The 26,569-nt window shown below is 68.8% G+C and carries 23 protein-coding genes; 13 read left to right on the top strand and 10 right to left on the bottom strand.

Annotated elements, in window-relative coordinates:
* The first annotated feature begins 94 nt into the window (after window positions 1-94).
* The 3 genes from FHW73_RS11030 (at window position 95) to FHW73_RS11040 (ending at window position 5,634) form a co-directional block, all read left to right on the top strand.
* Window positions 95-2,059, top strand: a complete 1,965-nt coding sequence (locus FHW73_RS11030) for a S9 family peptidase (RefSeq protein ID WP_255492925.1) — start codon at window positions 95-97, stop codon at window positions 2,057-2,059.
* Window positions 2,060-2,173: 114 nt separating this feature from the next.
* Window positions 2,174-4,267, top strand: a complete 2,094-nt coding sequence (locus tag FHW73_RS11035) for a S9 family peptidase (protein WP_183426762.1) — start codon at window positions 2,174-2,176, stop codon at window positions 4,265-4,267.
* Window positions 4,268-4,374: 107 nt separating this feature from the next.
* Window positions 4,375-5,634 (top strand): DUF819 family protein, encoded by a 1,260-nt coding sequence (locus FHW73_RS11040; RefSeq protein WP_183426763.1) that lies wholly within the window; start codon window positions 4,375-4,377, stop codon window positions 5,632-5,634.
* Window positions 5,635-5,871: 237 nt separating this feature from the next.
* On the opposite strand, the gene FHW73_RS11045 is transcribed toward FHW73_RS11040, so the two are convergent.
* The gene (locus tag FHW73_RS11045; protein WP_183426764.1) at window positions 5,872-6,096 is read right to left on the bottom strand and encodes a CstA-like transporter-associated (seleno)protein; all 225 of its coding nucleotides are present in this window, start codon (window positions 6,094-6,096) and stop codon (window positions 5,872-5,874) included.
* A 28-nt stretch (window positions 6,097-6,124) separates the two neighbouring features.
* A complete protein-coding gene (locus FHW73_RS11050) occupies window positions 6,125-8,218 on the bottom strand; it encodes a carbon starvation CstA family protein (protein ID WP_183426765.1) in 2,094 nt (697 codons plus the stop codon).
* Between the two features lie 253 nt (window positions 8,219-8,471).
* Between FHW73_RS11050 and FHW73_RS11055 the strand changes: the two genes are divergently transcribed.
* Window positions 8,472-9,116, top strand: a complete 645-nt coding sequence (locus FHW73_RS11055; protein WP_183426766.1) for an exopolysaccharide biosynthesis protein — start codon at window positions 8,472-8,474, stop codon at window positions 9,114-9,116.
* A gap of 45 nt (window positions 9,117-9,161) precedes the next feature.
* Here the strand turns inward: FHW73_RS11055 and FHW73_RS11060 are convergent, their stop codons facing one another.
* The 4 genes from FHW73_RS11060 to FHW73_RS11075 all read right to left on the bottom strand — a co-directional run bounded on the left by FHW73_RS11060 (window position 9,162) and on the right by FHW73_RS11075 (window position 14,532).
* A complete protein-coding gene (locus tag FHW73_RS11060; protein WP_255492926.1) occupies window positions 9,162-10,175 on the bottom strand; it encodes a magnesium and cobalt transport protein CorA in 1,014 nt (337 codons plus the stop codon).
* 82 nt (window positions 10,176-10,257) lie between these two features.
* Window positions 10,258-12,291 carry a glycoside hydrolase family 97 protein gene (locus FHW73_RS11065; RefSeq protein WP_183426767.1) on the bottom strand — a complete coding sequence of 678 codons (2,034 nt, stop codon included), beginning with the start codon at window positions 12,289-12,291 and terminating at the stop codon, window positions 10,258-10,260.
* 164 nt (window positions 12,292-12,455) lie between these two features.
* Window positions 12,456-13,679, bottom strand: coding sequence for a DUF4105 domain-containing protein (locus FHW73_RS11070; RefSeq protein WP_183426768.1), 1,224 nt, complete (start codon window positions 13,677-13,679; stop codon window positions 12,456-12,458).
* Entirely contained in the window at window positions 13,666-14,532 is an 867-nt protein-coding gene (locus FHW73_RS11075; RefSeq protein ID WP_183426769.1) for a transporter associated domain-containing protein, read from the bottom strand. The genes FHW73_RS11070 and FHW73_RS11075 overlap by 14 nt, the downstream gene beginning before the upstream one ends.
* A gap of 213 nt (window positions 14,533-14,745) precedes the next feature.
* Between FHW73_RS11075 and FHW73_RS11080 the strand changes: the two genes are divergently transcribed.
* Window positions 14,746-15,246, top strand: coding sequence for a hypothetical protein (locus FHW73_RS11080; protein ID WP_183426770.1), 501 nt, complete (start codon window positions 14,746-14,748; stop codon window positions 15,244-15,246).
* A 23-nt stretch (window positions 15,247-15,269) separates the two neighbouring features.
* Here the strand turns inward: FHW73_RS11080 and ybeY are convergent, their stop codons facing one another.
* The 3 genes from ybeY to FHW73_RS11095 are packed head-to-tail and all read right to left on the bottom strand — an operon-like array spanning window position 15,270 to window position 17,352.
* A complete protein-coding gene (ybeY, locus tag FHW73_RS11085; protein WP_183426771.1) occupies window positions 15,270-15,755 on the bottom strand; it encodes an rRNA maturation RNase YbeY in 486 nt (161 codons plus the stop codon).
* Window positions 15,756-15,795: 40 nt separating this feature from the next.
* Window positions 15,796-16,368, bottom strand: a complete 573-nt coding sequence (locus FHW73_RS11090; protein WP_183426772.1) for a hypothetical protein — start codon at window positions 16,366-16,368, stop codon at window positions 15,796-15,798.
* 3 nt (window positions 16,369-16,371) lie between these two features.
* Window positions 16,372-17,352, bottom strand: coding sequence for a PhoH family protein (locus FHW73_RS11095; protein ID WP_183426773.1), 981 nt, complete (start codon window positions 17,350-17,352; stop codon window positions 16,372-16,374).
* Between the two features lie 100 nt (window positions 17,353-17,452).
* Between FHW73_RS11095 and FHW73_RS11100 the strand changes: the two genes are divergently transcribed.
* Genes FHW73_RS11100 through FHW73_RS11115 form a run of 4 tightly spaced genes read left to right on the top strand, consistent with a single transcriptional unit; the run spans window position 17,453 to window position 21,151 of the window.
* A complete protein-coding gene (locus tag FHW73_RS11100; protein ID WP_255492927.1) occupies window positions 17,453-18,112 on the top strand; it encodes a TetR/AcrR family transcriptional regulator in 660 nt (219 codons plus the stop codon).
* The gene (locus FHW73_RS11105; protein ID WP_183426775.1) at window positions 18,109-19,056 is read left to right on the top strand and encodes an HlyD family efflux transporter periplasmic adaptor subunit; all 948 of its coding nucleotides are present in this window, start codon (window positions 18,109-18,111) and stop codon (window positions 19,054-19,056) included. Before FHW73_RS11100 ends, FHW73_RS11105 begins: the two co-directional genes overlap by 4 nt.
* A 2-nt stretch (window positions 19,057-19,058) precedes the next feature.
* A complete protein-coding gene (locus FHW73_RS11110) occupies window positions 19,059-20,057 on the top strand; it encodes an ABC transporter ATP-binding protein (RefSeq protein ID WP_183426776.1) in 999 nt (332 codons plus the stop codon).
* Window positions 20,054-21,151, top strand: coding sequence for an ABC transporter permease (locus FHW73_RS11115; protein WP_183426777.1), 1,098 nt, complete (start codon window positions 20,054-20,056; stop codon window positions 21,149-21,151). The genes FHW73_RS11110 and FHW73_RS11115 overlap by 4 nt, the downstream gene beginning before the upstream one ends.
* Window positions 21,152-21,192: 41 nt before the next feature.
* On the opposite strand, the gene miaB is transcribed toward FHW73_RS11115, so the two are convergent.
* Window positions 21,193-22,635 (bottom strand): tRNA (N6-isopentenyl adenosine(37)-C2)-methylthiotransferase MiaB, encoded by a 1,443-nt coding sequence (miaB, locus tag FHW73_RS11120; protein WP_183426778.1) that lies wholly within the window; start codon window positions 22,633-22,635, stop codon window positions 21,193-21,195.
* Window positions 22,636-22,802: 167 nt separating this feature from the next.
* On the opposite strand from miaB, the gene FHW73_RS11125 reads away from it, so the two are divergent.
* The 4 genes from FHW73_RS11125 (at window position 22,803) to FHW73_RS11140 (ending at window position 26,467) form a co-directional block, all read left to right on the top strand.
* A complete protein-coding gene (locus tag FHW73_RS11125) occupies window positions 22,803-23,687 on the top strand; it encodes a lytic transglycosylase domain-containing protein (RefSeq protein WP_183426817.1) in 885 nt (294 codons plus the stop codon).
* Window positions 23,688-23,833: 146 nt separating this feature from the next.
* On the top strand, window positions 23,834-24,472 hold the full coding sequence (petA, locus tag FHW73_RS11130; RefSeq protein WP_183426779.1) for a ubiquinol-cytochrome c reductase iron-sulfur subunit: 639 nt from the start codon (window positions 23,834-23,836) through the stop codon (window positions 24,470-24,472).
* Complete coding sequence (locus FHW73_RS11135) at window positions 24,472-25,731, top strand: cytochrome bc complex cytochrome b subunit (RefSeq protein WP_183426780.1); 1,260 nt, start codon at window positions 24,472-24,474, stop codon at window positions 25,729-25,731. Before petA ends, FHW73_RS11135 begins: the two co-directional genes overlap by 1 nt.
* On the top strand, window positions 25,724-26,467 hold the full coding sequence (locus FHW73_RS11140) for a cytochrome c1 (protein ID WP_183426781.1): 744 nt from the start codon (window positions 25,724-25,726) through the stop codon (window positions 26,465-26,467). Before FHW73_RS11135 ends, FHW73_RS11140 begins: the two co-directional genes overlap by 8 nt.
* Window positions 26,468-26,569 lie beyond the last annotated feature (102 nt).

Genomic DNA, 26,569 nt, shown 5'->3' on the forward strand with positions numbered 1-26,569 from the left:
CGCGCCTGCCGCGCGCTAGACTAGGCGACACGCGCGGGGAGCGCGTCATCGGCCGGCCGTCTTGCGGCGGCCGCTTACCAAAGGAGTCAATAAGATGGTCCGCAAGGGACTGCAGTGGATGCTTGCGCTCGTCGTGGCGGTCGCGTGTACGGGCGCGTATGCGCAGGTCGATCTGGCGCCGTTCGTCGAGGACGACGGTTTCCGCGACATCAAGATCTCGCCGACCGGCGAATACTTCGCGGCAACGATGCCGCACGGGGACACCACCGCGATCGGGGTGATCCGCTGGACCGATCGCAGCATCGTCGGCAGCTACCGGTTGCCGCGCAACACCCACATCGCCGACTTCTGGTGGGCCAACGACGATCGCCTGGTCTTCGCGTTGGCCGAGCGCTTCGGCGCGCGCGATTATCCATCGCTCACCGGCGAGCTCTATGCAATGAACGCCGATGGGTCGCGCGCGCAGTTGCTCGTGGGTTGGCGGGTGCGCGGCACGCCGACCGGGACCCGGATCCCGACCGGCGGCAAGGCCGAGATGGTCAGCGCGTTTCCGATCGACCTGCTACCGGGCGATCCGCGCAACATCCTGGTGGCGGTCTCGCCGTTCACCAAGGATCCGATGACCCGCGTCGATCGGCTTGACGTCTACTCAGGGCGCCGCACGACCGAAGCCACAGTGCCGGTCGCACGTGCGCGATTCAGGACCGATCACGCCGGCGAGGTGCGCTTTGCGGTCGGGGCCCAGGCCGACAATCGCTCGAAGCTGTATTACCGCACCGGGCGCGGCGAGGACTGGCGGTTGATCAATGACGAACGTGAAAGCGGGCGCCATGAGTATCCACTTGGCTTCTCCGAGGACGACCGCATCGCCTACCTGCGGGTGACCCAAGCCGAAGGTCCGGATGCGATCGTCGCCTGGGACATCGCCGCGGACACACGACGCGAGGTGCTGCGCGATGCCGTCGTCGACCCGGAGGTCATCTATCGACCGGACACGTCGACGCCGGTCGGCGCGCGGTTCCTGGGCGCGACGCCGCGACAGGTGTTCTTCGACGGCAACTCCGCCGACGCCAGGCTCGGGCGCATGTTCGAACAGGCATTCCCGGGCCAGGCCGTACGGATCATTTCGGCCACGCGCGATGCCTCGACCAAGGTGCTGATGGCGACCAGCGATGTCGACCCGGGTAGCTTCTACACCTACGACGCGGCCACCAAAGAGGCGGCGTTCGCACTCGCGCGGCGGGCAGGCGTCGACCCGACGCAGATGGCACCGATGCGCGCGGTTTCGTTGCCGGCCCGCGACGGCCTGGTGCTGCACGGCTATCTCACGCGTCCATCGGGACATGACGACGGCCCGTTGCCGCTGGTGGTGCTGCCGCATGGCGGGCCGTTCGGCATCTTCGACGACTGGGCGTTCGATCCTGACGTGCAGGTGCTGGCGCAGGCCGGGTATGCCGTGCTGCAGATCAATTACCGCGGCTCGGGCAATTACGGTCGCAGCTTCCGCCAGGCCGGTGCGCGCGGCTGGGGCACGACGATGCAGGATGATCTGACCGATGCGACCCGCTGGGCGATCGCGCAGGGCATCGCCGATGCCGAGCGTGTCTGCCTCTACGGCGGCAGTTATGGCGGCTACGCGTCGTTGATGGGCGTGGCGCGCGAGCCGGCGTTGTATCGCTGTGCGGTCGGCTATGTCGGCGTGTACGACCTGCCGTTGATGCGGGCAGACAACCGGCGATCCGCGGCCTGGGCGGGCACCTGGACCGACGAGTGGGTCGGCGACGATACCGCGCAACTGTCGGCGCGTTCGCCCACGCGTCTGGCGACGCAGATCCGCGTGCCGGTGCTGCTGGTGGCCGGCGGCCAGGACGAGGTCGCGCCGGTCGAACACACGCGCCGGATGGAGCGTGCGCTGCGGGCGGCCAATGTGCCGGTCGAGACCTTGTACGTCGCCAACGAGGGACACGGCTTCTACAAGCCGGAGAACAAGCGCGCGTTCTACACCCGGTTGCTCGCGTTCCTGTCCACCCACCTGGGCGGCGCCACCGCGAAGGAATGAATGCGGGCCGGTGCCCGGTCATGCGACGCCCCGCGCAGGCGGGGCGTCCTCGGGCGCTTTGCCAGCCTGGCGGCACCGGCCTACCATGCGGACTCTTTGCCTGGAGCCCGTCCCATGCCATTGCGTCCCGCCCTGCTGTCGTTGTGCCTGCTCGCCGTACTGCCGGCTACCGCCCAGGAGCGCGGGCTCGACGTGCGCGACCTGGTCAAGCTCGACCGGGTGTCCTCGCCGCTGCTGACCGCCGATGGCCGCCAACTGGTCTTTGCCCAGCGCACGCTGGACTTCGATTCGGGCAAGGCGACCACGGCGCTTTACGCACGCAACCTGGTGACCCGTGACCTGGCGCCGCCGAAGCGGATCACGCCCGAGGGCTGGAACGTCAACTCGCCTGCGTTGTCGGCCGATGGCCAGACGGTCTACTTCCTCAGCAGCAAGCACGGCAGCTCACAGGTCTACGCGATGCCGCTGGGCGGCGGTGCCCCGCGCCAGTTGACCGACGTCGCGGTCGACATCGGCAGCTTCCAGGTGTCGCCCGATGGCCGTCGTGTGGCGTTCAGCGCCGACACCTTCGGTGACTGCGCCGCAGATCTGGCGTGCACCCAGCGCAAGCTCGGCGAGCAGAAGGACGCCAAGGCCAGCGGTGTGGTCTACGACCAACTGTTCGTGCGCCACTGGGACACCTGGAAGGACGGCACGATGAGCCGCCTGTTCGTCGCCGATCTGCCGGCCGCAGGTGCGCGCCCGGTCGCCACCGTGCGCGCGCTGGGCCATGCACTGCAGGGCGATATCCCGTCCAAGCCCTTCGGTGGCGCGGAGGATTACACCTGGGCCCCGGATGGCCGTTCGGTCGTGGCCAGCGTCAAGGTCGCGGGCCGCGAGGCGCCGTGGTCGACGAACTTCGATCTCTACCGCATCGACGCCATCGGCGATGCTGCGCCGGTCAACCTGACCGCGTCGAACCCGGCCTGGGATGCCGGCCCGGTGTTCAGCGCCGATGGCCGCACGCTGTTCTACCGCGCGATGAAGCGGCCGGGCTTCGAGGCCGACCGCTACGCGCTGATGGCGATGGATGTCGCCAGCGGCCAGGCGCGCGAGATCGCGCCGCAGTGGGACCGCTCGCCGAGCAGCCTGCAGCCGTCGGCCGATGGCCGCACGCTGTACGTCGCCGCGCAGGACACCGGCGAGTACCCGCTGTTCCGCGTCGATGTCGCGACCGGCGACGTCACCCGGCTCGTCGCCGACGGGTCGATCTCGGCGTTCGCGATCGCCGGTGACACCATCGCGCTCGCCCGCAACTCGATCCAGAGCGGCGACACGCTCTACACCGGTTCGCTGCAGTCGCTGGGTGCCGATGCGCAGCTGCGCCAGATCACCCCGACCGCCGCCGAGCATCTGCCCGATGTCGCCTTCGGCGACTACGAGCAGTTCTCGTTCAAGGGCGCGGGCAACGAGACCGTCTATGGCTATGTGGTCAAGCCGTGGAACTACCAGGAAGGCCAGACCTATCCGGTCGCGTTCCTGATCCACGGCGGTCCGCAGGGCAGCTTCGGCAATGGCTGGAGCTACCGCTGGAACCCGCAGACGTATGCCGGGCAGGGCTATGCGGTGGTGATGATCGACTTCCACGGCTCCACCGGCTATGGCCAGGCGTTCACCGACGCGATCAGCGGCGACTGGAGCGGCAAGCCGCTCGAGGATCTGCAGAAGGGCTGGGCGGCGGCGCAGCAGAAGTACGCCTTCCTCGACGGCGACCGCGCCTGCGCGCTGGGCGCCAGCTACGGTGGCTACATGATCAACTGGATCGCTGGCAACTGGTTCGACCGCAGTGGGCAGTCGCCGTGGAAGTGCCTGGTCAATCACGATGGCGTGTTCGACACGCGTTCGATGGGCTATGTGACCGAGGAACTGTGGTTCACCGAATGGGAGAACCAGGGCACGCCGTTCGACCAGCCGAAGAACTACGAGCGTTTCAACCCGGTCAATCACGTCGCCAACTGGAAGGTGCCGATGCTGGTGGTGCAGGGCGAGAAGGACTACCGCGTGCCGGTGGACCAAGGCCTGTCGACGTTCACTGCGCTGCAGCGCAAGGGCATCGAGTCGAAGCTGCTGTACTTCCCCGACGAGAACCACTGGGTGCTGCAGCCGCACAACAGCGTGCTGTGGCACGACACCGTCAACGCCTGGCTCAAGCAGCACATCGGCCAGTAAGCGTCGCGCCGCCTCGTCGCCACCGGCGGGGCCTGCGTCGCCTCGCGTCCGGCACACTGCCGGGCGCGAGCGTGTCTTCCGACTCCGTCTTTTGAAGGTCCGACCGCATGGCGATCGAATCCGCTGCACCTTCCTCCGCGCTGATCACCAGCGACATCGTCCTGTTCGGCCTGATCGCCGCGACGCTGGGGCTGATTTTCTGGCTGGCCAGCGGCCCGACGCCGTTCTGGAAGAAATTCTTCACCTGGGTGCCGGCGCTGCTGCTGTGCTATTTCGTGCCAGCGTTCTACAACACCGTCGGGCTGATCGACGGCGAGCACAACAGCCTCTACAACCCGATCGCCAGCCGCGTGCTGCTGCCCGCGGCCCTGGTGCTGCTGACGTTGTCGATCGACCTCAAGGGCATCCTCAAGCTCGGGCCCAAACTGCTGTTTGTGTTCGTCGCCGGCACGGTCGGTATCGTGCTCGGCGCGATCGTCTCGTTCCAGATCATGGAATGGGTGCACCCGCCGGTCGTCGCCGGCGACACCTGGAAGGGCATGGCGGCGCTGGCCGGCAGCTGGATCGGCGGCGGCGCGAACATGGTCGCGATGCGCGAGGTGTACGGCGTCGATGCCACATTGTTCGGCCAGTTCGCGGTGGTCGACGTCGCGATGGCCAGCGCCCTGATGGCGACGTTGCTGTTCCTGGCCAACCGTTCGACGCAGATCGACGCGCGTTCGGGCGCCGACACGCGCGCCATCGACGAGATGAAAGCCAAGATGGCCGCTTTCGAGGCCGCGAATGCCCGCATTCCCACGCTCACTGACCTGATGGTCATCGTCGGTATGGCCTTCGGTATCGTCGCCGCGGCGCATGCGATCGCCGCGCCGCTGGCGGCCTGGTTCGGTGCCAACGTCGAGAACGCCGCGCAGTACAGCCTCGACTCCGCCTTCGTGTGGGTGATCCTGATCGCCACCGCGGCGGGGCTGAGTCTCAGCTTCACGCGCGCGCGCAACCTGGAGAGCGCCGGCGCCTCGCGGCTGGGCACCGTGTTCCTGTATTTCCTGATCGCCTGCATCGGCATGCAGATGGACTTCATGAAGCTGTTCGACCGGCTGGAACTGATCGCGATCGGCGCGATCTGGATGGCAGTCCACGTGCTGGTGATCTGGGGCGCGGCACGCCTGGTCAAGGCGCCAATGTTCTACGTCGGCGTCGGCTCGATGGGCAACGTCGGCGCGGCCGCGTCGGCGCCGGTCATCGCCGCGGCGTTCCATCCCACGCTCGCGCCGGTCGGCGTGCTGCTGGGCACCGTCGGCTATGCCACCGGCACGGTAATTGCCTACTTCGTCGGCCAGATCCTGCGCCTCATGGCCGGCCAATAACCGGGGTCAATAACCGGGGTCAGAGTGGATTTTTCACAACCGGGGCAGCGTGCATCTCTCGGGAATTGCACGCTGACCCCGGTTTTCACCGCAGCGTTCTGGCACCGGCAGTTCGGCCGGTCGCCCGGCAAGGGGGCAGCGCGGAGCTGTGCCGTCCAGGGCCGCAGACAAAGCAAAACCGGGGTCAGAGTGCAATTTCGTGAGCGAAATGCACTCTGACCCCGGTTTGCGGGTGGGTCAGCAGCAGCGGAAGCCGCTGCGCCCGCCGAAGCGGGCTTCCTGGCGCTCGCGAAAGAAGGTCTTGTAGTCCATCGGTTCGCGATCGGGGTGCTTGTCGAGCATGTGGCGGACGTAGTTGTCGTAATCGGGGACGCCGCAGCACAGCCGCGCGGTCTGCACCACTCTTCGCCACACACGTTTGTGTGTGGCGAAGTAGTCGACCGGGACCAGGGTGCCGGCCATCAGCGCATCGCTCCTGCCGCGGCCCGCATCACAGCCAGGCCTTCTGCTGGTCGGGCGAGAGCTCCACGTACGGCGTCTCGCGTGCGGTCGGCGTGGCGACGCGGCGGGCCCGCACGATCGCGCGGATCGCGAAGAACAGCGTGCTGAACACCACGAACAGGAACAGCGCCGTCAGGCCCGCGTTGACGTAGGCGTTGACCACCACCTGCTGCATCTGGCCGGCGGTCTTGGCCGCGCCCAGCAGTTCGCCGTTGGCCAGCGCGGTCTTGTAGTGGCTGGCCTGGGCGAGGAAGCCGACCGCCGGCTTGGGGTCGAACAGCTTGATCAGGCCGGCCGCCGTGGTGCAGATCAGCAGCCACACCGCAGGCACCACCGTCACCCATGCATAGCGGTCCTTCTTCATCTTGAACAGCACCACCGTGCACAGCATCAGCGCGATGCCGGCCAGCATCTGGTTGGCGATGCCGAACAGCGGCCACAGGGTATTGATGCCGCCCAGCGGATCGACCACGCCCTGGTAGAGGAAGTAGCCCCACAGCGCCACGCAACCGGCCGTGCCCAGGGCGTTGGCGCCCCAGTTGTCGGTCTTGCGCAGCACCGGCACGAAGTTGCCGAGCAGGTCCTGCAGCATGAAGCGACCTGCGCGCGTGCCCGCGTCCACCGCGGTCAGGATGAACAGGGCCTCGAACAGGATCGCGAAGTGGTACCAGAACGCCATTGCCGCTTCGCCGGTGAAGGGCAGGGCGTCGTGCAGGATCACCGCAATGCCCACCGCCAGCGTCGGCGCACCGCCGGCGCGCGAGATGATGGTGTGCTCGCCGATCTGCTGGGCCTTGAGCTCCAGCGCCTCGGGCGTGATCACAAAGCCCATCTGGCTCACCGCCGCCGCCGCGCTGTGCACGTCGGTGCCGACGATCGCCGCGGGGCTGTTCATCGCAAAGTAGATGCCCGGATCGAGGATCGAGGCCGCGACCAGCGCCATGATCGCCACGAACGATTCCATCAGCATGCCGCCATAGCCGATGTAGCGGGCGTGGGTCTCGTTGGCGAGCAGCTTGGGCGTGGTGCCCGAGGAGATCAGCGCGTGGAAGCCCGACACCGCGCCGCAGGCGATGGTGATGAACAGGAACGGGAACAGGCCGCCCTTCCAGACCGGACCGTCGCCGGTGGACGCGAACTCGGTCAGCGCCGGCATCTTCAGCGAGGTGACCTCGGGGCTGGCGATGACGATGCCGATCGCCAGCGCGACGATCACGCCGATCTTGAGGAACGTCGACAGGTAGTCGCGCGGCGCCAGCAGCAGCCACACCGGCAGCGTCGCAGCGACGAAGCCGTAGCCGATCAGCATCCAGGTGATCTGGGTGCCGGTGAAGGTGAACGCCGGGCCCCAGGTCGGATGGGCGCCGACCTTGCCGCCCAGCCAGATCGCGCCCAGCAGCAGCACGATGCCGACCACCGAGATCTCGCCGATCTTGCCGGGGCGGATGTAGCGCATGTACAGGCCCATGAAGATCGCGATGGGCATCGTCGCGATCACCGTGAACATGCCCCAGGGGCTCTCGGCCAGCGCCTTGACGACGATCATCGCCAGCACCGCCAGGATGATGATCATGATCATGAAGGCGCCGAACAGCGCGATCGTGCCTGCGACCTGGCCCATCTCCTCGCGGACCAGATCACCGAGCGAGCGGCCGTTGCGGCGGGTGGACACGAACAGGACCATGAAGTCCTGCACCGCGCCGGCCAGCACCACACCGACGATCAGCCACAGCATGCCGGGCAGGTAGCCCATCTGCGCGGCCAATACCGGGCCGACCAGCGGACCGGCACCGGCGATCGCGGCGAAGTGGTGCCCGAACAGCACGTGCTTGTTGGTCGGCACGTAGTCCAGACCGTCGTTGTTGACGTGCGCGGGCGTGGCACGCCGCACGTCGAGCCCCATCACGTTCTTGGCGATGTACAGGCTGTAGTAGCGATAGGCGACCAGATAGATCGACACCGCTGCGACCACGATCCACAGCGCGCTGATCTGTTCGCCTTGACGCAGGGCGACGACGCCCATGCAGGCGGCGCCCAGCAGCGCGACCGCGCCCCAGACGACGTGGTTGACGACACCCTTCATAGCGATTCCCCGGAAAGACCGCGCACAGGGTCGCGCCGGGGGGCGGCGCGGTCAATGCGCATCGAGGACGATCGCGGCCCAAAGCCTTACGACTTTCGTATTAGACGCCGCGCGCGGCAATGTGAATGGGGCAGGGGCGGGCCCGGGCGTCCTGCTAGGATGGCGCGCCCTTTCGCCTTCGGACCTGCCCCGTGTCGACGATGCCGCTGCCCGCCCTGCGCATGCCCGCCCCGTATCGACCGCGCGTTTGGCGATGAACGCTCCGATGGAGGCCTCGGAGGCCTCGCTGCGCGAGCAACTGCAGGCGCTGATCGCAGGCTTGCCCGACGGCGACGTGCAGGTCGGCCCGCTGGTCGACGAGCTCGGCGCGCAGGGCATGTTGCTGCTGGTGATCCTGCTGACGCTGGTGTTCCTGATCCCGGTCTCGATCCCGGGGGTGAGCACGGTGTTCGGTGCGGTCATCGTGCTGATCGGCGTGGCCCGGATGATGGGGCGTCCCTTGTGGCTGCCGTCCGCGGTGCGCCGCCGTTCGGTGCCGGCCGGCCGCATGCGCGGTGCGCTCGACACCGGCCTGAAGTGGGTGCGCCGGCTCGAGCGCATCACACGCCCCGGCCGCCTGGCGGGCCTGACCCACGGCCGTGGTGTCGGGTTGTTCAACGACGCGGCACTGATCCTGGGGGCGCTGCTGCTGATGGCGCCGTTCGGCTTCATTCCCTTCAGCAACACCGTGCCGGGCGTGGCGCTGATGTGCCTGGCGATCGGCCTGCTGCAGCGCGACGGCACGATGGTGCTGCTGGGCCACCTGGCCAATGTGCTGACGATCGTCTATTTCGCAGTGCTGATCGGCGGTGGCGGACTGGCGATCCGCGAGGCGGTCACGCGCTTCTGGCCGGCGTAGCGCCGGCCGCCCCGCGGTGTTGATGGCGCGGTGGAAACGCCGACGTCACAGCCAACCGGCGCGCTTGAACATGCGGTACAGCAGGCCCATGACCACGGCGGTGCCACCGATCAGCAGCGGGTAGGCGTAGCGTTCGTCGAGCTCGGGCATGTTGTGGAAGTTCATGCCGTACCAACTGGTGATCAGCGTGGGGGCGGCGAGCAGCGCGGCCCAGGCGCCGAGCTTCTTGACGATCTCGCCCTGGGTCAGCGTCACCAGCGCCTGGTTGACCGCAAGCGCGGTGCCGAGCATGTCGCGCAGCGCATCGACGGTCTCGTTGATGCGGGCCGAATGGTCGAGCACGTCGCGGATGTAGGGCTTCATGTCGGCGGGCACCAGCGGCCCGGTGTTGCGCATCAGTTGCGAGAGCACATCCTGCAGCGGCGTGGCCGCGACCCGCATCCAGGTCAGTTCGCGCTTGAGTTCGTAGAGTCGGATCAGGATGCGGCGGTGGAACTGCGCGCTGACGATGTGGCGTTCGAGCGCATCGAGCGTGGTGCGGAACTCCTCGACCACCGGCAGGTAGTTGTCGACGATCGCATCGAGCACCGCGTACAGCGCCGAGGACGGCCCCATCGCCAGCAGTGCCGGCTCGCGCTCCAGGCGGCGGCGCGCCGGCGCGTACGACAGCGAGGCGCCGTGGCGCACGCTCACCAGATAGCGGGGGCCGAGAAACAGGTGGGTCTCGCCGTAGGCGATGCGCTCGTCCACCGCCTGCGCGGTGTTGGCGACGATGAACAGTGAATCGCCGTAGGCCTCGATCTTCGGGCGCTGGTGCGCCTTGCCTGCATCCTCGATCGCCAGGTCGTGCAGGTCGAACTCGGCCTGCAACTGCGCCAGCACGCTCTGGTCGGGTTCGTAGAGGCCGATCCAGGCAAAGCACGCCGGATCGTCGGCCAGCGCCTCGCCGACATCGGCCAAGGCGACGTCGCGCTTGCCGCCAGGCCCGTAGACAGCGCAGTTCACCACACTCGGCGGATTGGACGGCATGGCGCCGGACGTTGCGGGAGACTCGCTCATCGCCGCATCGTCCGCGAAACCGGGGTCAGAGTGCAATTTCTCGCCGTGCGACGAGAAATTGCACGCTGACCCCGGTTTGGTTTTAGAGGGCGACGAGGCGGACGGCCAGGCCGCCGGCAGAGGCCAGTCGGATCGACAGGGTGTCGCCGGCATCGACGGTGCGCGTTTCGATCACCAGGTCGTGGGGATCGTCGCGCCAGCCGGCGTTGTCGCCGTCGCGGTAGATCTGCGCGGTGTAGCGGCGGCCGGGCGCGAGGAAGTCCAGCGGCACCTCGACGTTGCGCGCGCTGTCGTCGGTGACCGCACCCAGGTACCAGTCGTCGCCGCCGCGCGCGCGGCGCGCGATCACCGCGTACTCGCCGACTTCGCCGGCCACTGCGCGGGTGTCTTCCCAGTCCACCGGCACGTCGCGGATGAACTGGAACGCCTCGGGGCGTGCCTCGTAGTGCTCGAGCAGGTCGGCGGCCATCTGCAGCGGGCTGTAGATCACCACATACAGCGCCAACTGCTTGGCCAGCGTGCTGGCCATCGGTTCGCCGGACTTGGTGTCCATGCCGAACACGCCGGGCGTGAAGTCCATCGGCCCGGCCAGCAGTCGCGTGTACACCAGCGTGGCCTCGTGCTCGGGCGGGTTGCCCGGATTGCCCCAGGCGTTGAACTCCATGCCGCGTGCGCCTTCGCGCGTGATCAGGTTGGGATACGTGCGGCGCAGCCCGGTGTCCTTGACCGGCTCGTGCGGGTTGACCGCAATGCGTCGCTTCGCGGCTGCATCGACCACGCGCTGGTGGTGGCGCACCATCGCCTGGCCTTCGTGCCAGGCGTAGCGCAGGCGGCCCTGGGCATCGCGCACCTTGGCCTGCCCGGCGTCGGCGACATAGCCAGTCTTGACCGCGTGCACGCCCAGCCGTGCGTACAGGTCGAACGCGTCGTCGAGCTGCTGCTCGTAGTGGGCGGCATTGCCCGAGGTCTCGTGGTGGCCGATCAGCATCACGCCCTGCTCGCGGGCGTAGCGGGTGACCTCTTGGAGATCGAAGTCGGGATAGGCGCGGGTGAAGCTGAAGGTCTCGCCGTTGCCGAACCACTCGCCGTCCCAGCCGACGTTCCAGCCTTCGACCAGTACACCGCCCAGGCCATTGGCCGCGGCGAAGTCGATGTGGCGCTTGGCATGCGCGGTGGTGGCGCCGTGCTTGGGGCCTGAGGCCCAGGTCTTGCGATCGAGATGCATCTCCCACCAGATGCCGACGTACTTCATCGGTCGGATCCAGGACACGTCGCCGAGTGCGTTGGGCGCGTTGAGGTTGAGGATCAGCCCCGACTCGACCAGGCCACCGGCACGATCGGCGACCTGGATCGTGCGCCACGGCGTGGCGAAAGGCGCGGCGACCTCGACCTTGGCCTCGCCGATGCCCGGCGTCAGGGCCGCTTTGAGCTTGCGGCCATCGACGCGGGTCAGGTTCATGCCCGAATAGTCGACCAGCGCCGCCTCGTGGATCGACAGATGCAGGCCGTCGTCGGTGCGCAGCGTGATCGGTGTCTGCGCATCGCCGATCTGCTCGATCGGAGTGCGATGGTAGAGGTACTCCTCGCGGTTCCACTCGAAGGCGGGGATCCACCAGGCGGTCGCCGCATCGGCGACGACGAATTCGGTCAGCTCTTCGCTGATCGCCAGGCGCCGCAGTTCCGGCTGGTCGGGGAAGTCGTAGCGAAAGCCCACGCCATCGTCGAACACGCGGAACACCACGTCGAAACGACGCTGGGCGCCGCTGGTCTCGGCGAAGGTGACGCGCAGTTCGTTGTGGTGGTCGCGCATCTGCCGGCGCTCGCCCCACGGCAGCTCCCAGGCCTCGTCGTGGCGGCGCGTGCGCTGGTCGACGATTGCGAGGTTGCGTTCGAACTTCGGCGCGTCGGCGAACAGCATGCCCAGACGCGAATCGGCGATCACCGGCCGACCGGCCCGGCTGACGCGGTAGCTCGCGCGGCCCTCGTTGTCGGTCGTGACCTCGACGGCAATCGTCGCGTCGGGTGAGGTGATGCGGGCGGCCGATCCGGCCGACGGATTCGCCAAGGCCGACAGCGGCAGCAGCAGGGCGAGACAGAGCGTGAACCGGTTCGACATGTGCGGCGCCCTCCCAAGCGCATTCGCGTGCGGTCGTCCCGATTCTGTCACGCAGGTCCGAGGCGCCGCGGCCGCATACGTATGCAGGCGCCACGCGCGGTGTCTGCCATGCAAGCAGTGCGCGCGGCCGCAACCTGCGGCCATCCGTCGCCGCTGCGGCGTGCCTAGGCGAGGGCGGCTTGCTTGGGGCGCAGCGCCGCAAGCAGGGCCAGATGCAGCGGCAGCACCAGCGACAGCCAGGCTGCATTGCGTTGCGGCAGCACCGGCAACCAGTGCAGGAACAGCGCGACGATGCCGAGCGTGGCGACCGTCGGCAGCACGATCGCGAACAACCGGCCAGGCGCGCGGCCGCGCGCGAGCCGCCAGCCACCGGGCAGCAGCAACAGGCACAGCGGGTTGAACAGCAGCAGGTTGTGGTTGCGCCAGCCGAACACATGCTCGGTGCCCAGCCACAGGAACAGCATCACTGTGCCGAGCAGCGCGCACAGCGTCCAGAACCCGAGCGCGGTCGCGGCCAGCGCGCGCGGCGCGCGGCGGCCCAGCGCCAACACGGCCGCGCCCAGGGCAAGGCCGGCCAGCAGCCACGGCCACCACTGGCGCGCACGCTCCGGCGGCTCGGCCGGCTGGCGGTGCGGCAGCACCTCGACTTCCTCGGCGACCAGCGGCCGGCCATCGGCATGGCGGATGCCGCGCAGCGCTTCGGCCAACCGCATCGGCACGAACATGTCCTGCCATAGCGCATTCGGCCGGTCGGCGGCCGGGCCCAGGCCGATGTCGAAGCCCAGCCACATCCACAGCGCCGGGGACGCCAGGCGCACCGCATCGCCGCGATAAGTGTTGCCGCGTGAGCGGCCCTGCAACTGCCGGTGCAGCAATCCGCCCAAGGCGTCATCGAGCGCGTCGCGCACGCGCGTGGAGCAGTTGTCGGTGAAGTAGTCGTAGCGGTAATGCGCGTTCTCGGGGCGCGCATTCCAGGCCAGGGCCGTGGCCAGATGCCGGGCCTGCGCCGGGTCGAGGTCCAGCCACTGGATCGACACGCCACGCCCGACCTCGCGGTAGTAGGCCAGATCGTCGGCCAGCGGCAGCGCGGCGAGCTGATAGCGCATGTCGCCGCGCACGAAGCGGGCGACGAAATCGGGCTCCGACGGGTCGAAGAAGCCGAAGTTGTAGGACACAGGCTCCGGCGCTGCCGGGTCGTCGATCACGATCGCGTTGTGGCCGAAGCGTTCGAAGAACACTTCGCCCGGCTGCATCGTCGCCACCCCGACCCGCGGGGCATCGCCTGCGACCTGCGCCAGCGCCGGCCAGGCGAGCAGCGCCAGCAGCAGCGCGAACGCGTGGCGCCAGGCGCGCGAAACGGTCGCGCGCGGTGTCTCAGTCCTGGGCATGCACGCTGACGTGCAGCGCATGCAGCCGGCGCGAGTCGGCATCGGTGACGCGGAAGGCAAACCGGCCCAGTGCCAGCTCCTCGCCGACCTCGGGCAGATGGCCGATCGCGCCGATGATCACCCCGCCGATGGTGTCGTACTCGTCGTCGTCGAAGTCGGCGCCGAAGCGCTCGTTGAAGTCGGCGATCGGGGTCAGCGCGCTGACCGCGAACTGGCCATCGGCCTGGGCGGCGATCAGCGCGTTCGGATCTTCGGCGTCGTCGTGCTCGTCGTCGATCTCGCCGACGATTTCCTCGAGCACGTCCTCGATCGTCACCAGCCCGGCGACGCCACCGTACTCGTCGATGACGATCGCCATGTGGTTGCGCGAGAGCCGGAACTCGCGCAGCAGCACATTGAGCTTCTTGGATTCGGGGATCAGCACCGCCGGGCGCAGCAGCTCGTGGATCGAGCCGGGGCCGTTGTCGGCGACCACGCCGCGCAGCAGGTCCTTGGCAAGCAGGATGCCGAGCACCTCGTCCTTGTCGTCGCCGTGCACCGGAAAGCGCGAATGGCCGGACTCGACCACCTGCTTCATCAGGTCCAGGAACTTGGCGTCGGCCGGCAGCGCGACCATCTGCGCACGCGGCACCATCACATCGCCGACCGTCTTGCTGGAGATGCCCAGCGCGCCTTCGAACATGCGCAGGGTGTCGGCGTCGATCAGGCCGTCGGCGTGGGTGTCACGCAGCAGCTCGACCAGGTCCTCGCGGTTGGTGGGTTCGCCGGAGATCGCCGAACTGATCCGGTCCAGCCAGCTGCGGCGCTTTTCGTGGGGCTCGGTGGCGGTTTGACTACTGTCGTCTTCTGACATTGCGTTGGTATGGGCGCCCCAGGGGGGAGGGGCGATGGTGGGGCGTGCGGGAAAGTCTAGCGCGTCCGCCGCCGCCGATGTCCAGGCGGCCGTCACGGGCCGAACCCCGACGCCCGGCGCGGCGAATTCCGAGCCCGCGCTGCGGCGATGCCCGATCGCGGCGGTCGGCGGTTGGCGGCGATGCTGGCCACACGTTCATTCAGGAGCACCGATATGTCGATTGCGATCCGCCCATCCCGCCTGGCCGCCCTGGGGCTGGCCGCCGTGCTCGCGCTGCCTGGCCTGGCCAGCGCCGACGCGCGTCTGGACGGGCCCTACATCGACGCCGCGACCTACGCCCGCGGCGACGATGCGCGCGTCGAGGCCTGGTACGCGATGACCTACCAGTTGCCCCGGCAGTTCGACCAGATCTGCGGCGACACCTTTTGCGAGGGCGAGTACACCAACCTCCAGCCCTTGCGCTTCGAATGCTCGGTGCACCGGGACGATGGACGGATCGGCATGTGCGTGTGGAGTTTCGCGGCCAGCGAGGAGTTCCTGGTGGCGCGCACCGGCCGGATCATCGTGCAGCCGAAGGTCTGGCATTGCCGCACACCGCTGGCGGCCGGCACCACGCTGCCGGCGATGCTCGACGCGGTGGCCGGCGGGGACGCGCTCGATGCGGTACTGCCGGGTGGGCGGTCGATCTTCGACGGGCTGGTCGATTGCCTCTGAGCGCCTGGGCAAGCGCCGGCGGCTTAGCCGGGTAACCGGTAAGGGTCGTCGATGCCGAGCGAGGCGAGGACTTCGCGCTCGAGCTGCTCCATCGCCTCGGCGTCCTTGTCGTTCTCGTGGTCCCAGCCCAGCAGGTGCAGCACGCCGTGTACGGTCAGGTGGGCGTAGTGGTCGCCCAGGCGCTTGTGCTGTTCGGCAGCCTCGCGCGCGACCACCGGTGCGCAGATCACCAGGTCGCCCAGCAAGGGCAGGCGGACACCTTCGGGCAGCCCCTCGGGCAGCTCGGCCGGGAAGCTCAGCACGTTGGTCGCGTAGTCCTTGCCGCGGTAGTGGCGGTTGAGCGCACGGCCTTCGTCCTCGTCGACCAGGCGGATCGCCAGGTCGGCTTCGCGGATCCGGCCATCGAGCGCGGCACTCGCCCAGCGGCGGAAGCTGGCCGCCGAGGGAATGCCCTTGCGCGGCAGCGCATAGCCGACGGCGATGTCGAGATGGGGCGCGGCCTGGGTCATGGCGGGTCTCATGCAAACAGGAAAAATCAGGGGCAGGCGGTCAGGCGATCCACTCGACCAGCATCAGGAACGGGCGTTCGCCCTCGTCCAGCCGATAGAGCACGGTGCCCATGGGGCCATCACCCCGGCGGGGATTGGTCCGCGTGACCAACACCGCATCGCGCAGGCCCGCCTCGTCGGAACGCCACACCGCGGCGTCGCCGCGCTCGAGCATCGCGCCGATCAGATAGCGCGCGTCGCCCGGTACGTCCTCCAGCGCCGCCCGCAGGCAGCCGTATCGGTCATGTCCAGGCAGCCGGGGCGAGGCCAGCAGCTGGGCTGCGCGATTGCCGCGGATCAGGGCCAGGCGTTCGGACTCGTCGCGCCACAGCGGCGCGTCGAGGTCGGCCGCGCGGTCGTTTTCTTTTTGCGGGGGCTGCGGCCGGGCCACGACCGCGCGCTCGAGGTCGACCAGCGGCAGGCTCACCATGACCGATCCAGCCTCGATCGACAGGCAGGGCGCGGCGATCGCGGCCGCGGTGGCGATCCGCTGCGATGTCGCAGGCGTCTGCGCCGCGGCCGCAGTGGGCAGGGCCAGCGCCAGGGCGAACGCACCGATGCGGCGCAGCGCCATCGCTCAGGCCGGCCCGGTCGCCGCGTCGCTGGCATCGCGGCGCTCGTAGGCCCCAACGATGCGCGCGACCAGCGGATGGCGCACGACATCGCGTGCTTCGAAGAACGTGAAGCTCACGCCCTCGACCTCGCGCAGCACGTCCAGCGCGTCGCGCAGGCCGGACTTCACGTGCTTGGGCAGGTCGATCTGGGTCAGGTCGCCCGTGACCACGGCCGTCGAGCCGAAGCCCAGGCGGGTCAGGAACATCTTCATCTGCTCGATCGTGGTGTTCTGCGCCTCGTCGAGGATCACGAATGCATCATTGAGCGTGCGTCCGCGCATGTAGGCCAGCGGCGCGATCTCGATGACGTTGCGTTCCAGCAACTTGGCGACCTTCTCCACGCCGAGCATCTCGTACAGCGCGTCGTAGAGCGGGCGCAGGTACGGGTCGACCTTCTGGCTCAGATCGCCGGGCAGAAAGCCCAGCTTCTCGCCGGCCTCGACCGCCGGACGGACCAGCACCAGCCGTTGGACCTTGGATTCGTTGAGCGCCTCGACCGCCATCGCCACCGCGAGGAAGGTCTTGCCGGTGCCCGCCGGGCCGATGCCGAAATTGATGTCGTGGGTGGCGATGCGGTGCAGGTAGCGGACCTGGTTGGCGCCGCGCCCGCGGACCGTGCCGCGCTTGACCCGGACCGCCACTTCCTGCGGCACGACATCGTCGTCGCGCGCCACATTGGCCTCCGAGAGCCGCATCGCCACGGCCTGGCTGTCGAGCGTCTCGGTTTCGGTCTCGTCGTAGAGCGCGCGCACGAAGGCTTCGGCGCGCGCGACCCCATCGCGGTCGCGGCCGGTGATGCGGAACACATGGCCGCGGTTGGCGATCTCCACGCCCAGGCGCAGTTCGATCTGGCGCAGGTGGCCGTCGAAGGGGCCGGCGAGGTTGGCGAGGCGCTCGGTGTCGTCCGGTTCGAGGACGAAGTCGGTCTGGGGGCTGGTCTGCATAGGGCGCGCAGGGTAGCGCATCGCCATGCAGGACGGCGTCGCGGCCCAGGATTCAGCGCGCAGTCGGACATTAATTGATCGATCAATTAATATCAGGCGCATGGCCCGATCCCGCACCCCCGACCCCGCACGCACGCCAGGGCGTCCGCCCGCTGGCGACACCGACCGGCGCGGCAGCGCGCTCGATGCCGCGCTTGCCTGCTACGTGCGCCGCGGCATTGCGGCGACCTCGCTGCGCGACATCGCCACCGAGGCCGGGGTGACCCCGGCGCTGCTGCATTACTACTTCCGCGATGCCGCCGGTCTGCGCGATGCGGTGATCGCCGAACGGCTGATGCCGGTGTTCGACGAGGTCCGCGAGACCTTGCTGGGCATGGCCGATGCGTCGCTGCGCACGGTGCTGGTCGCGTTCGTCGACCTGTTGTGCGCACTGGTCGCACGGCACCCGTGGATGCCGGCGCTGTGGATCCGCGAGGTGGTCAGCGAAGGTGGCGACCTGCGCGACCTGCTGGTCACCCGGCTGGCGCCGGAGATCAGTGCGTTCATGGCCGCGCGCTTCGCCCAGGAGCAGCAGGCCGGTCGGCTCAATCCCGCGCTCGATCCTCGGCTGCTGATGGTCTCGCTGGTCGGGCTGACCCTGTTCCCGGCCGCCGGCACCCCGATCTGGCGGCAATTGTTCGCCAGCGACGACCTGGGCATCGACGACATTCGCCTGCACGCGCTCGCCTTGCTCGATCGCGGCCTGGAGCTGCCCGCATGACCCGTCTTATCCCGATCGCCGGTCTCGCGCTCGCGGCCGCGTTGCTCGCCGGTTGCAGCCGCGAGCCGCCGCATGCGCTCGGCACCCTGGAATACGACCGCATCACGCTGCCGGCCCCCGCTGCCGAGCGCATCGCCGAGATTGCGGTGCGCGAGGGCCAGCGCGTGGAGGCCGGCGAGCGCATCCTGACCCTGGAGCGCACCCGCGGCGATGCCCAGCTCGCAGCCGCCGAAGCCGAAGTCGCGCGCCAGCGCCAGGTGCTGGAAGAGCTGCGCAACGGCACACGTCGCGAGGACATCGACCAGGCGCGGGCCAATCTCGCCGCCGCCCTGGCGCAGGCCCGCGATGCGCGTGCCTACTACGAGCGCTTGCAGCCGCTCGGCGGCCGGCAACTGGTCTCGGCCGCCGATGTCGATCGCGCGCGTGCGGCCGCCGGCAATGCCCAGGCCCAGGTCGCCGGCGCCCAGGCCGCGTTGGCCGAGCTGCAGAACGGCGCGCGCCCCGAGCAGATCGCGCAGGCGCAGGCCGCGCTCGAGGCGGCGCAGGCCCAGGCGCGGACGCAGTCGGTCAGCACCGGGCGGCTGGATGTCGTTGCGCCGCGCGCGGCGCGTGTGGACAGCCTGCCGTACCGGCTCGGCGACGAGGCGCCGGTTGGTGCACCGCTGGCGGTGCTGCTGGTCGGTGAGCAGCCCTATGCGCGGGTCTATGTGCCCGAGCCGCTGCGCGCCGGCGTGCAGGTGGGCGATCGCGCCACCGTGCGGGTCGGTGCCGAGGGCGAGCGCGTCTACGCCGGGCGCGTGCGCATGGTGCGCAGCGAGCCGACGTTCACGCCGTACTACGCGCTCAGCGGCAAGGACGCCGCGCGCCTGAGCTACCTGGCCGAGGTCGAACTGGAAGAGGCCGGTGACCTGCCGGCGGGCCTGCCGCTGCGGGTGGAGTTCTGACGATGGGCGAGGGACCTGCGAACGGCGCCGCGCCGCCCGCGCCGCCCGCGCCGCCCGGGCCGGCCGGCGATGCCGCGGTCCACGCCCGTGGTCTGGTCAAGCGCTTCGGCGAACTGGTCGCGGTCGACCATGTCGATCTGACTGTGCCGCGCGCCAGTGTCTACGGCTTCCTCGGACCGAACGGCTCGGGCAAGTCGACCACGATCCGCATGCTCTGCGGCCTACTGACGCCCAGCGAGGGCGACATCGAGGTACTCGGCCTGCGCATTCCCGACCAGGCCGACGCGCTGCGCCTGCGTATCGGCTACATGACCCAGAAGTTCTCGCTGTTCGAGGACCTGACGGTGCGCGAGAACCTGGAGTTCCTCGCGGCGGTCTACGGCTTGCCGCGTGCGCAGGCGCGCGCCCGGGTCGATGAGCTGGTCGAGCTTTACCATTTCGCCGATCGCCAGGGCCAGCTCGCCGGCACGATGAGTGGCGGCCAGAAGCAGCGCCTGGCACTGGCCGGCGCGGTGATCCACCGGCCGGAACTGCTGTTCCTCGACGAGCCGACCAGCGCGGTCGATCCCGAGTCGCGTCGCGACTTCTGGGACAAGCTCTTCGAACTGGCCGACAGCGGCACCACGCTGCTGATCTCGACCCACTACATGGACGAGGCCGAGCGCTGCCACCGCATCGCGATCCTCGACCGCGGGGTGCTGGTCGCCGACGGTGCGCCGGGCGCGTTGGCGGCCGAACTCTCGGGCCGCAGTGTCGAGGTGCACGCCGCGCAGCCGCGACGCGCGCAGCAGGTCCTCGCCCGTCTGCCCAACGTGCTCAGCGTCGCCCAGATCGGCAACAGCCTGCGCGTGCTCGCACGGGATGGCGCAGATGGCGACGGCGGACTGGCCGAGGCGCTGCGCGGCGCCGGCCTCGAGGCCGAGGTCCGGCCGGCGACGCCCAATCTCGAAGACGTGTTCGTCGCCGCGACCCGTCGCGACGATGCGGAAGGCGCCGCATGAACCCGCTGCGCCGGCTCTGGGCCGTGGTGATCAAGGAATTGCGGCAGATCCGCCGCGACCGGATCAGCCTGGTGATGATCGTGATGATCCCGGTCGTCGACCTGCTGCTGTTCGGCTATGCGATCAACTACAACCCGCGCGGGCTCGATGCGGCGATTGCCGACCAGGCGGTGACCGCGACCTCGCGCGCGGCGGTCATGGATCTGCAGGCGACCGGCGTCGTCGATACCGTCGCGGTCGTCGACAGCCCGCAGCAACTGGTCGAGATGCTGCGCCGGGGCGAGATCAGCGTCGGGATCACGATTCCGCCGGATTTCGAGCGCCGCGTGCTCGACGGCCGTCCGGCGATGCAGGTCATGGTCGACGGTACCGACACCGTGGTGCAGGCGGCCGCGAACCAGATCGCGCAACTGCCGCTCGAGGGCCCCGATGGGCGCCGCGGTGCCCGCGCGGCGCCGCAGATCGAGGTCGTGAGTTTCTACAACCCCGAGCGGCGCTCGGCGGTGAGCATCGTGCCCGGGCTGATCGGCATCATTCTCACGATGACCATGACCATGTTCACCGCGATGGCGATCGTGCGCGAACGCGAGCGCGGCAACATGGAGCTGTTGATCGCCACCCCGCTGGCGCGCGGCGAGCTGATGGTCGGCAAGGTGCTGCCGTACGCGGCGATCGGCCTGATCCAGACCACGCTGATCCTGGTGCTGGGGTTCTGGTTCTTCGACGTACCGCTGCGCGGCAGCCTGCTCGACGTCTACCTGGCCTCGCTGCTGCTGATCTTCGCGAACCTGGCGATGGGCCTGCTGATCTCCACGCATGCGCGCACCCAGTTCCAGGCGATCCAGGTCGCGATGCTGGTGTTCCTGCCCTCGATCCTGATCTCGGGCTTCATGTTCCCGTTCGCCGGCATGCCGGACGTGGTGCAGTGGGGCGCCGAAGCGCTGCCGATGACCCAGTTCCTGCGCCTGGTGCGCGGCATCATGCTGCGCGGCGCGAGCATCTGGGAGCTGTGGCCGTCGATCCTGGCGCTGGGCGCATTCACCGCGGTCACGATGGCGCTGGCGATCGCGCGGTTCCGAAAACGTCTCGACTGACGCGACGCCGCGGCGCGAGAAGGCCGCGGCGGCAGGCCGTACTACGCGGCCGCGGCGTCCTCGTCCAGGCGTACCCGGCCGCGCAGCGAGTTGCTGAGCGCGGCGGTGATCTCGACATCGACGAACTGCCCGATCAGGCGGGCCGGGGCGGGGAAGTTCACCGAGCGCATGTTCTCGGTCTTGCCGGTCAACTCGTTGGGATCCTTGCGCGAGGGGCCTTCGACCAGCACGCGCTGCACGCTGCCGACCATCCGCTGCGAGATCCCGGCGGCGTAGGCGTTGATGTGCGCCTGCAGGCGCGTGAGCCGGGCGTGCTTCTCGGCCTGGGTCACCGTGTCCTCGAGATCGGCGGCCGGGGTGCCCGGACGGCGCGAGTAGATGAAGGAGAACGACTGGTCGAAGCCCACGTCCTCGATCAGCTTCATCGTCTTCTCGAAGTCGGCCTCGGTCTCGCCGGGGAAGCCGACGATGAAGTCCGAGGAGATCGAGATGTCCGGGCGCACGGCGCGAAGTTTCCGGATCTTCTGCTTGAACTCCAGCGCCGTGTAGCCGCGCTTCATCGCCGAGAGGATGCGATCGCTGCCGGCCTGCACCGGCAGGTGCAAGTAGTTGGCCAGCTGCGGCACGTCGCGGTAGGCCTCGATCAGCGAGTCGGAGAACTCCAGCGGATGCGAGGTCGTGAAGCGGATGCGCTCGATGCCGTCGATCTGCGCGATCGTGCGGATCAGCAGGCCGAGGTCGGCCACCTCGTCGCCGCCCATCGGTCCGCGGTAGGCGTTGACGTTCTGGCCCAGCAGGTTGATCTCGCGCACGCCCTGGCCGGCCAGCCGCACGACCTCGACCAGCACGTCCTCGAACGGCCGGCTGACTTCTTCGCCGCGGGTGTAGGGCACCACGCAGAACGAGCAGTACTTCGAGCAGCCTTCCATGATCGAGACGAACGCGCTCGGGCCCTCGGCGCGCGGCTCGGGCAGGCGATCGAACTTCTCGATCTCCGGAAAGCTGATGTCCACTTGCGGCTGGCCGGTCGCGCGCTTGGCGCGGATCAGCTCGGGCAGGCGGTGCAGTGTCTGCGGGCCGAACACCAGGTCCACATACGGCGCGCGCTTGACGATCGCTTCGCCCTCCTGGGATGCGACGCAGCCGCCGACGCCGATCAACACCGGCTTGCCCCCTTGCTTGAGGGCCTTCCAGCGGCCGAGCTGGCTGAACACCTTCTCCTGCGCCTTCTCGCGGATCGAGCAGGTATTGACCAGCACGACGTCGGCTTCCTCGACATCGTCGGTGAGCTCCAGGCCTTCGGCGGCAGCGAGCACGTCGGCCATCTTGGCCGAGTCGTACTCGTTCATCTGGCACCCGTGGGTCTGGATGTAGAGCTTGCCGCGTGCGGGCAGCGCCGGGCTGGGCGCAGGCACGCCGTCGGCGGTCAGGACGGGAAGATCGAGGGTCGGCGCGGTGGGCGCCTGGGGAGCGGGCTGGGTCATGGCGTGTCCGGGGCGACGGCGCTGAGTCCGGGCCGGATGGCGGGTGGGGCGCAGAGTGTACCGGGCGCGCCGCGCAGCCGGGTCGCCCGTTCACAATCAAGCACTTGGCAACGCCGCCCGAAGACGCGACACTCCGCCGCGTGAAACGGGGATGGGGACTCATTGCGATGCTCGGTCTGCTGGCGGCCTGTCCGGTCTCCGGCAGCACGCTGTATCGCTGCGACAGCGGCGACGGCATTCCCCAGTACGTCAGCAAGCGGGTCTCGGGCGCGAGCTGTCGCGCGGTCGCCACGGCGCCGCCGGCGCCGCGTCGGACCGCCGCCTCCAAGCCCCAGGCCACGCCCGCGCCGGCGCCGGCCGGCGTGGATCGCGGCGCGCCGGCGACCTTCATGGGCGGGACGCCGAAGCCGGCCGCCGCGGCCAGCCCGGCACCGGCCACGGCGACCCCGGCCCGCAGCGGCGGGCAGCGCCGGCTGCAGCAGGGCCAGGTCTACGCCTATGTCCGCGACGGTGTGCGCCACTACAGCAGCACGCGCCCGGCCGGGGGCGCGCAGGTCGCCTCGGTGCGCACCATCCGCTACAGCTTCTTCGAGACCTGCTACGCCTGCGGCGCGGCGCCGGGAGTCAACTTCGGCACCGTCCGGCTCAACCGCGAGGCCTATCGCGACGAGGTCGCGCGTGCGGCCAGCGAGTTCGGCGTCGAGGAGGCGATCGTGCGCGCGATCATGCATGCCGAGTCGGCGTTCAATCCCAATGCGCTCTCGCGCGCCGGTGCACAGGGGCTGATGCAGCTCATGCCGGCGACCGCGCGGCGCTTCGGCGTGGTCAATGCCTTCGACCCGGAGCAGAACATCCGCGGGGGCGTGGCGTACCTGGCCTGGCTGCTGCGCCGCTTCGACGGCGACCTGACCCTGGCCGCGGCCGGCTACAACGCCGGCGAGGGCGCGGTCGACCGCCACAAGGGCGTGCCGCCCTACAGCGAGACCCAGCGCTACGTACAGCGCGTGGGGACGCTGGCCGAGCGCTATCGCGGCCAGGTCGCCAGCCGCTGAGCGTGGTGCAGGTGCGACATTTCGACCCAATTGTCGCTCGATTCAGGGTTCAGCTACACTGGCACACATCGATGCGGCCGCCCGCGGAACGGGGTCGGTCCGTGGCAGCCAGCGCACAGTAGCTACCGAAGTTTTGCGGAGTACCGATGGTCGACGAAGCGGTGATCGGACCTGGCGGCGGGGATGAGCCAGTCAATGTGGGGCGGCGCCGGTTTCTGACCGCGAGCACCCTGGTCGTGGGCGCGGTGGGGGCGGGCATCACGGCCATTCCCTTCATCAAGTCCTGGAATCCCAGCGCACGTGCGCAGCTTGCCGGTGCGCCGGTGACTGTCGACATCAGCGCGCTCGAGGAAGGTCAGCGTCTGATCGCCGAGTGGCGCGGTCAGCCGATCTGGATCGTCAAGCGCTCCAAGGCGATCCTCGACGCGCTGCCCACGCTCGACGACAGGCTCAAGGATCCCGAGTCCAGCAACGTCGACCAGCAGCCGGCGTATGTGCGCGAGGCGAACCCGGAACTGCGTTCGATCAAGCCCGACATCTCGGTGCTCGTCGGCCTGTGCACGCACCTGGGCTGCTCGCCGGAGATGGTCGCCGAGATCCGGCCGGCGCCGTTCGACGCCGACTGGAAGGGCGGCTACTTCTGCCCCTGCCACAAGTCGAAGTTCGACATGGCCGGCCGCGTCTATGACGGCGTGCCTGCGCCGACCAACCTCCTGGTGCCGCCGCACTACTACGCCGACGACAACACCCTCGTCATCGGCGTCGATCCGAAGGGAGCCGCGTGATGGCCAACGTCCTCGTCCGCGGCGCCAACGGCGTCTTCAACTGGGTCAACGAGCGTGCACCGGCTTTGATGCCGATGTACCGCAAGCACATGACCGAGTACTACGCGCCGAAGAACTTCAATATCTGGTACATCTTCGGCGTGCTGTCGCTGGTCGTGCTGGTCAACCAGATCCTGACCGGCATCTTCCTGACGATGCACTACAAGCCGAGCGCGGCGGAAGCCTTCGCCTCGGTCGAATACATCATGCGCGACGTGGAGTGGGGCTGGCTGATCCGCTACATGCACAGCACCGGCGCCTCGCTGTTCTTCATCGTCGTCTACATCCACATGTTCCGCGGCCTGATGTACGGCTCCTACCAGAAGCCGCGCGAACTGGTGTGGATCCTGGGCATGCTGATCTACCTGGTGCTGATGGCCGAGGCGTTCCTGGGCTACGTGCTGCCGTGGGGTCAGATGTCGTTCTGGGGCGCGAAGGTGATCATCTCGCTGTTCGGCGCGATCCCGGTCATCGGCAACGGCCTGACCGAGTGGATCATGGGCGACTACCTGCCCAGCGACGCCACCCTCAACCGCTTCTTCGCACTGCACGTGATCGCGTTGCCGCTGGTGCTGCTGCTGCTGGTCGTCCTGCACCTGGGCGCGCTGCACGAGGTGGGGTCCAACAACCCCGACGGTGTGGAGATCAAGAAGGGCCCCAAGGGCAACCGCTGGTCGAAGTCCGCACCGGCCGACGGCATCCCGTTCCACCCGTACTACTCGGTCAAGGACGGCTTCTACGTCTGTTTCTTCCTGATCATCGCGGCGTTCATCATCTTCTTCGCCCCGGCGTTCGGCGGCTGGTTCCTCGAGCACGACAACTTCACCGCGGCCAACCACCTGGTCACGCCCGAGCACATCAAGCCGGTGTGGTACTACACGCCTTACTACGCGATGTTGCGCGTGGTGCCGCACAAGCTCAGCGGCGTGATCGTGATGTTCTCCGCGATCGCGGTGCTGTTCCTGATCCCGTGGCTGGACCGGTGCAAGGTCAAGTCGCACCGCTACCGTGGCCCGCTGACCAAGATCATGCTGCTGCTGTTGGCCGTGTGCTTCGTCTGGCTGGGCAAGATCGGCGCCGGCCCGGGTACCGATCCGGTCGAGACCATCGTCGGTCGCGTGCTGACCTTCCTCTACTTCGCTTTCTTCATCACGATGCCCCTGTGGACCAAGCTCGACAGGACCAAGGCCGTGCCCGATCGGGTGACGATGCATGACTAACCGACTCATTGCCCGCATCGCCGTCGCGGCGGCCGGCCTGCTGCTGTCGTTCGGCGCGCTGGCCGCGGCCGGCGGCCCGGTCCAGCATGCCGGCACGGATCTGGGCGACCGCGCCTCGCTGCAACGCGGCGCACAGGCCTATATGAACTACTGCGCGGGCTGCCACTCGCTCAAGTTCATGCGCTACTCGCGCATGGCCCAGGACCTGGGGCTGACCGAGGACGAGGTGATGAACAACCTCAACCTCACCGGCGCGGCGTTCGGCGAGCACATCATGTCGTCGATGCCGGCCGAGCACGCGGCCAAGTGGTTCGGCCAGACCCCGCCGGACCTGAGCCTGATTGCCCGCGTGCGCGGCGCCGACTGGATCTTCACCTACCTCAAGTCGTTCTATCTCGACGAGACCCGCCCGCTGGGCTGGAACAACGCGCTGTTCCCCAACGCGTCGATGCCCAACCCGCTGTGGGAGATGCAGGGCCTGCAGCGCCCGATCTACGGTGAAGCGGCCGAAGGCGCCGATCCGGTGGTCGAGCACCTGGAGATCGCCACCCCGGGCACCCAGGACGCGCAGCAGTTCGACCAGACGGTCCGCGACATCACCGCGTTCCTGGAGTACGTCGGCGAGCCGGCGGCCCTCAAGCGCCAGCAGATGGGCGTCTGGGTGCTGCTGTTCCTGGTGCTGCTGACCTTCATGGCCTGGTTGCTGAAGAAGGAATACTGGCGCGACGTCCACTGACGCCTTGTCGGCCGGGTGTGTCCCACCCCGGCCCGGCATCGGCCCGGTGCCATTGCCGGGCGGCTCAGGGAAATGCGAGACTCGGGCACCGCGACAATCGTC

This window comes from Luteimonas sp. RC10 (assembly GCF_014192745.1).
GTDB lineage: Bacteria > Pseudomonadota > Gammaproteobacteria > Xanthomonadales > Xanthomonadaceae > Luteimonas.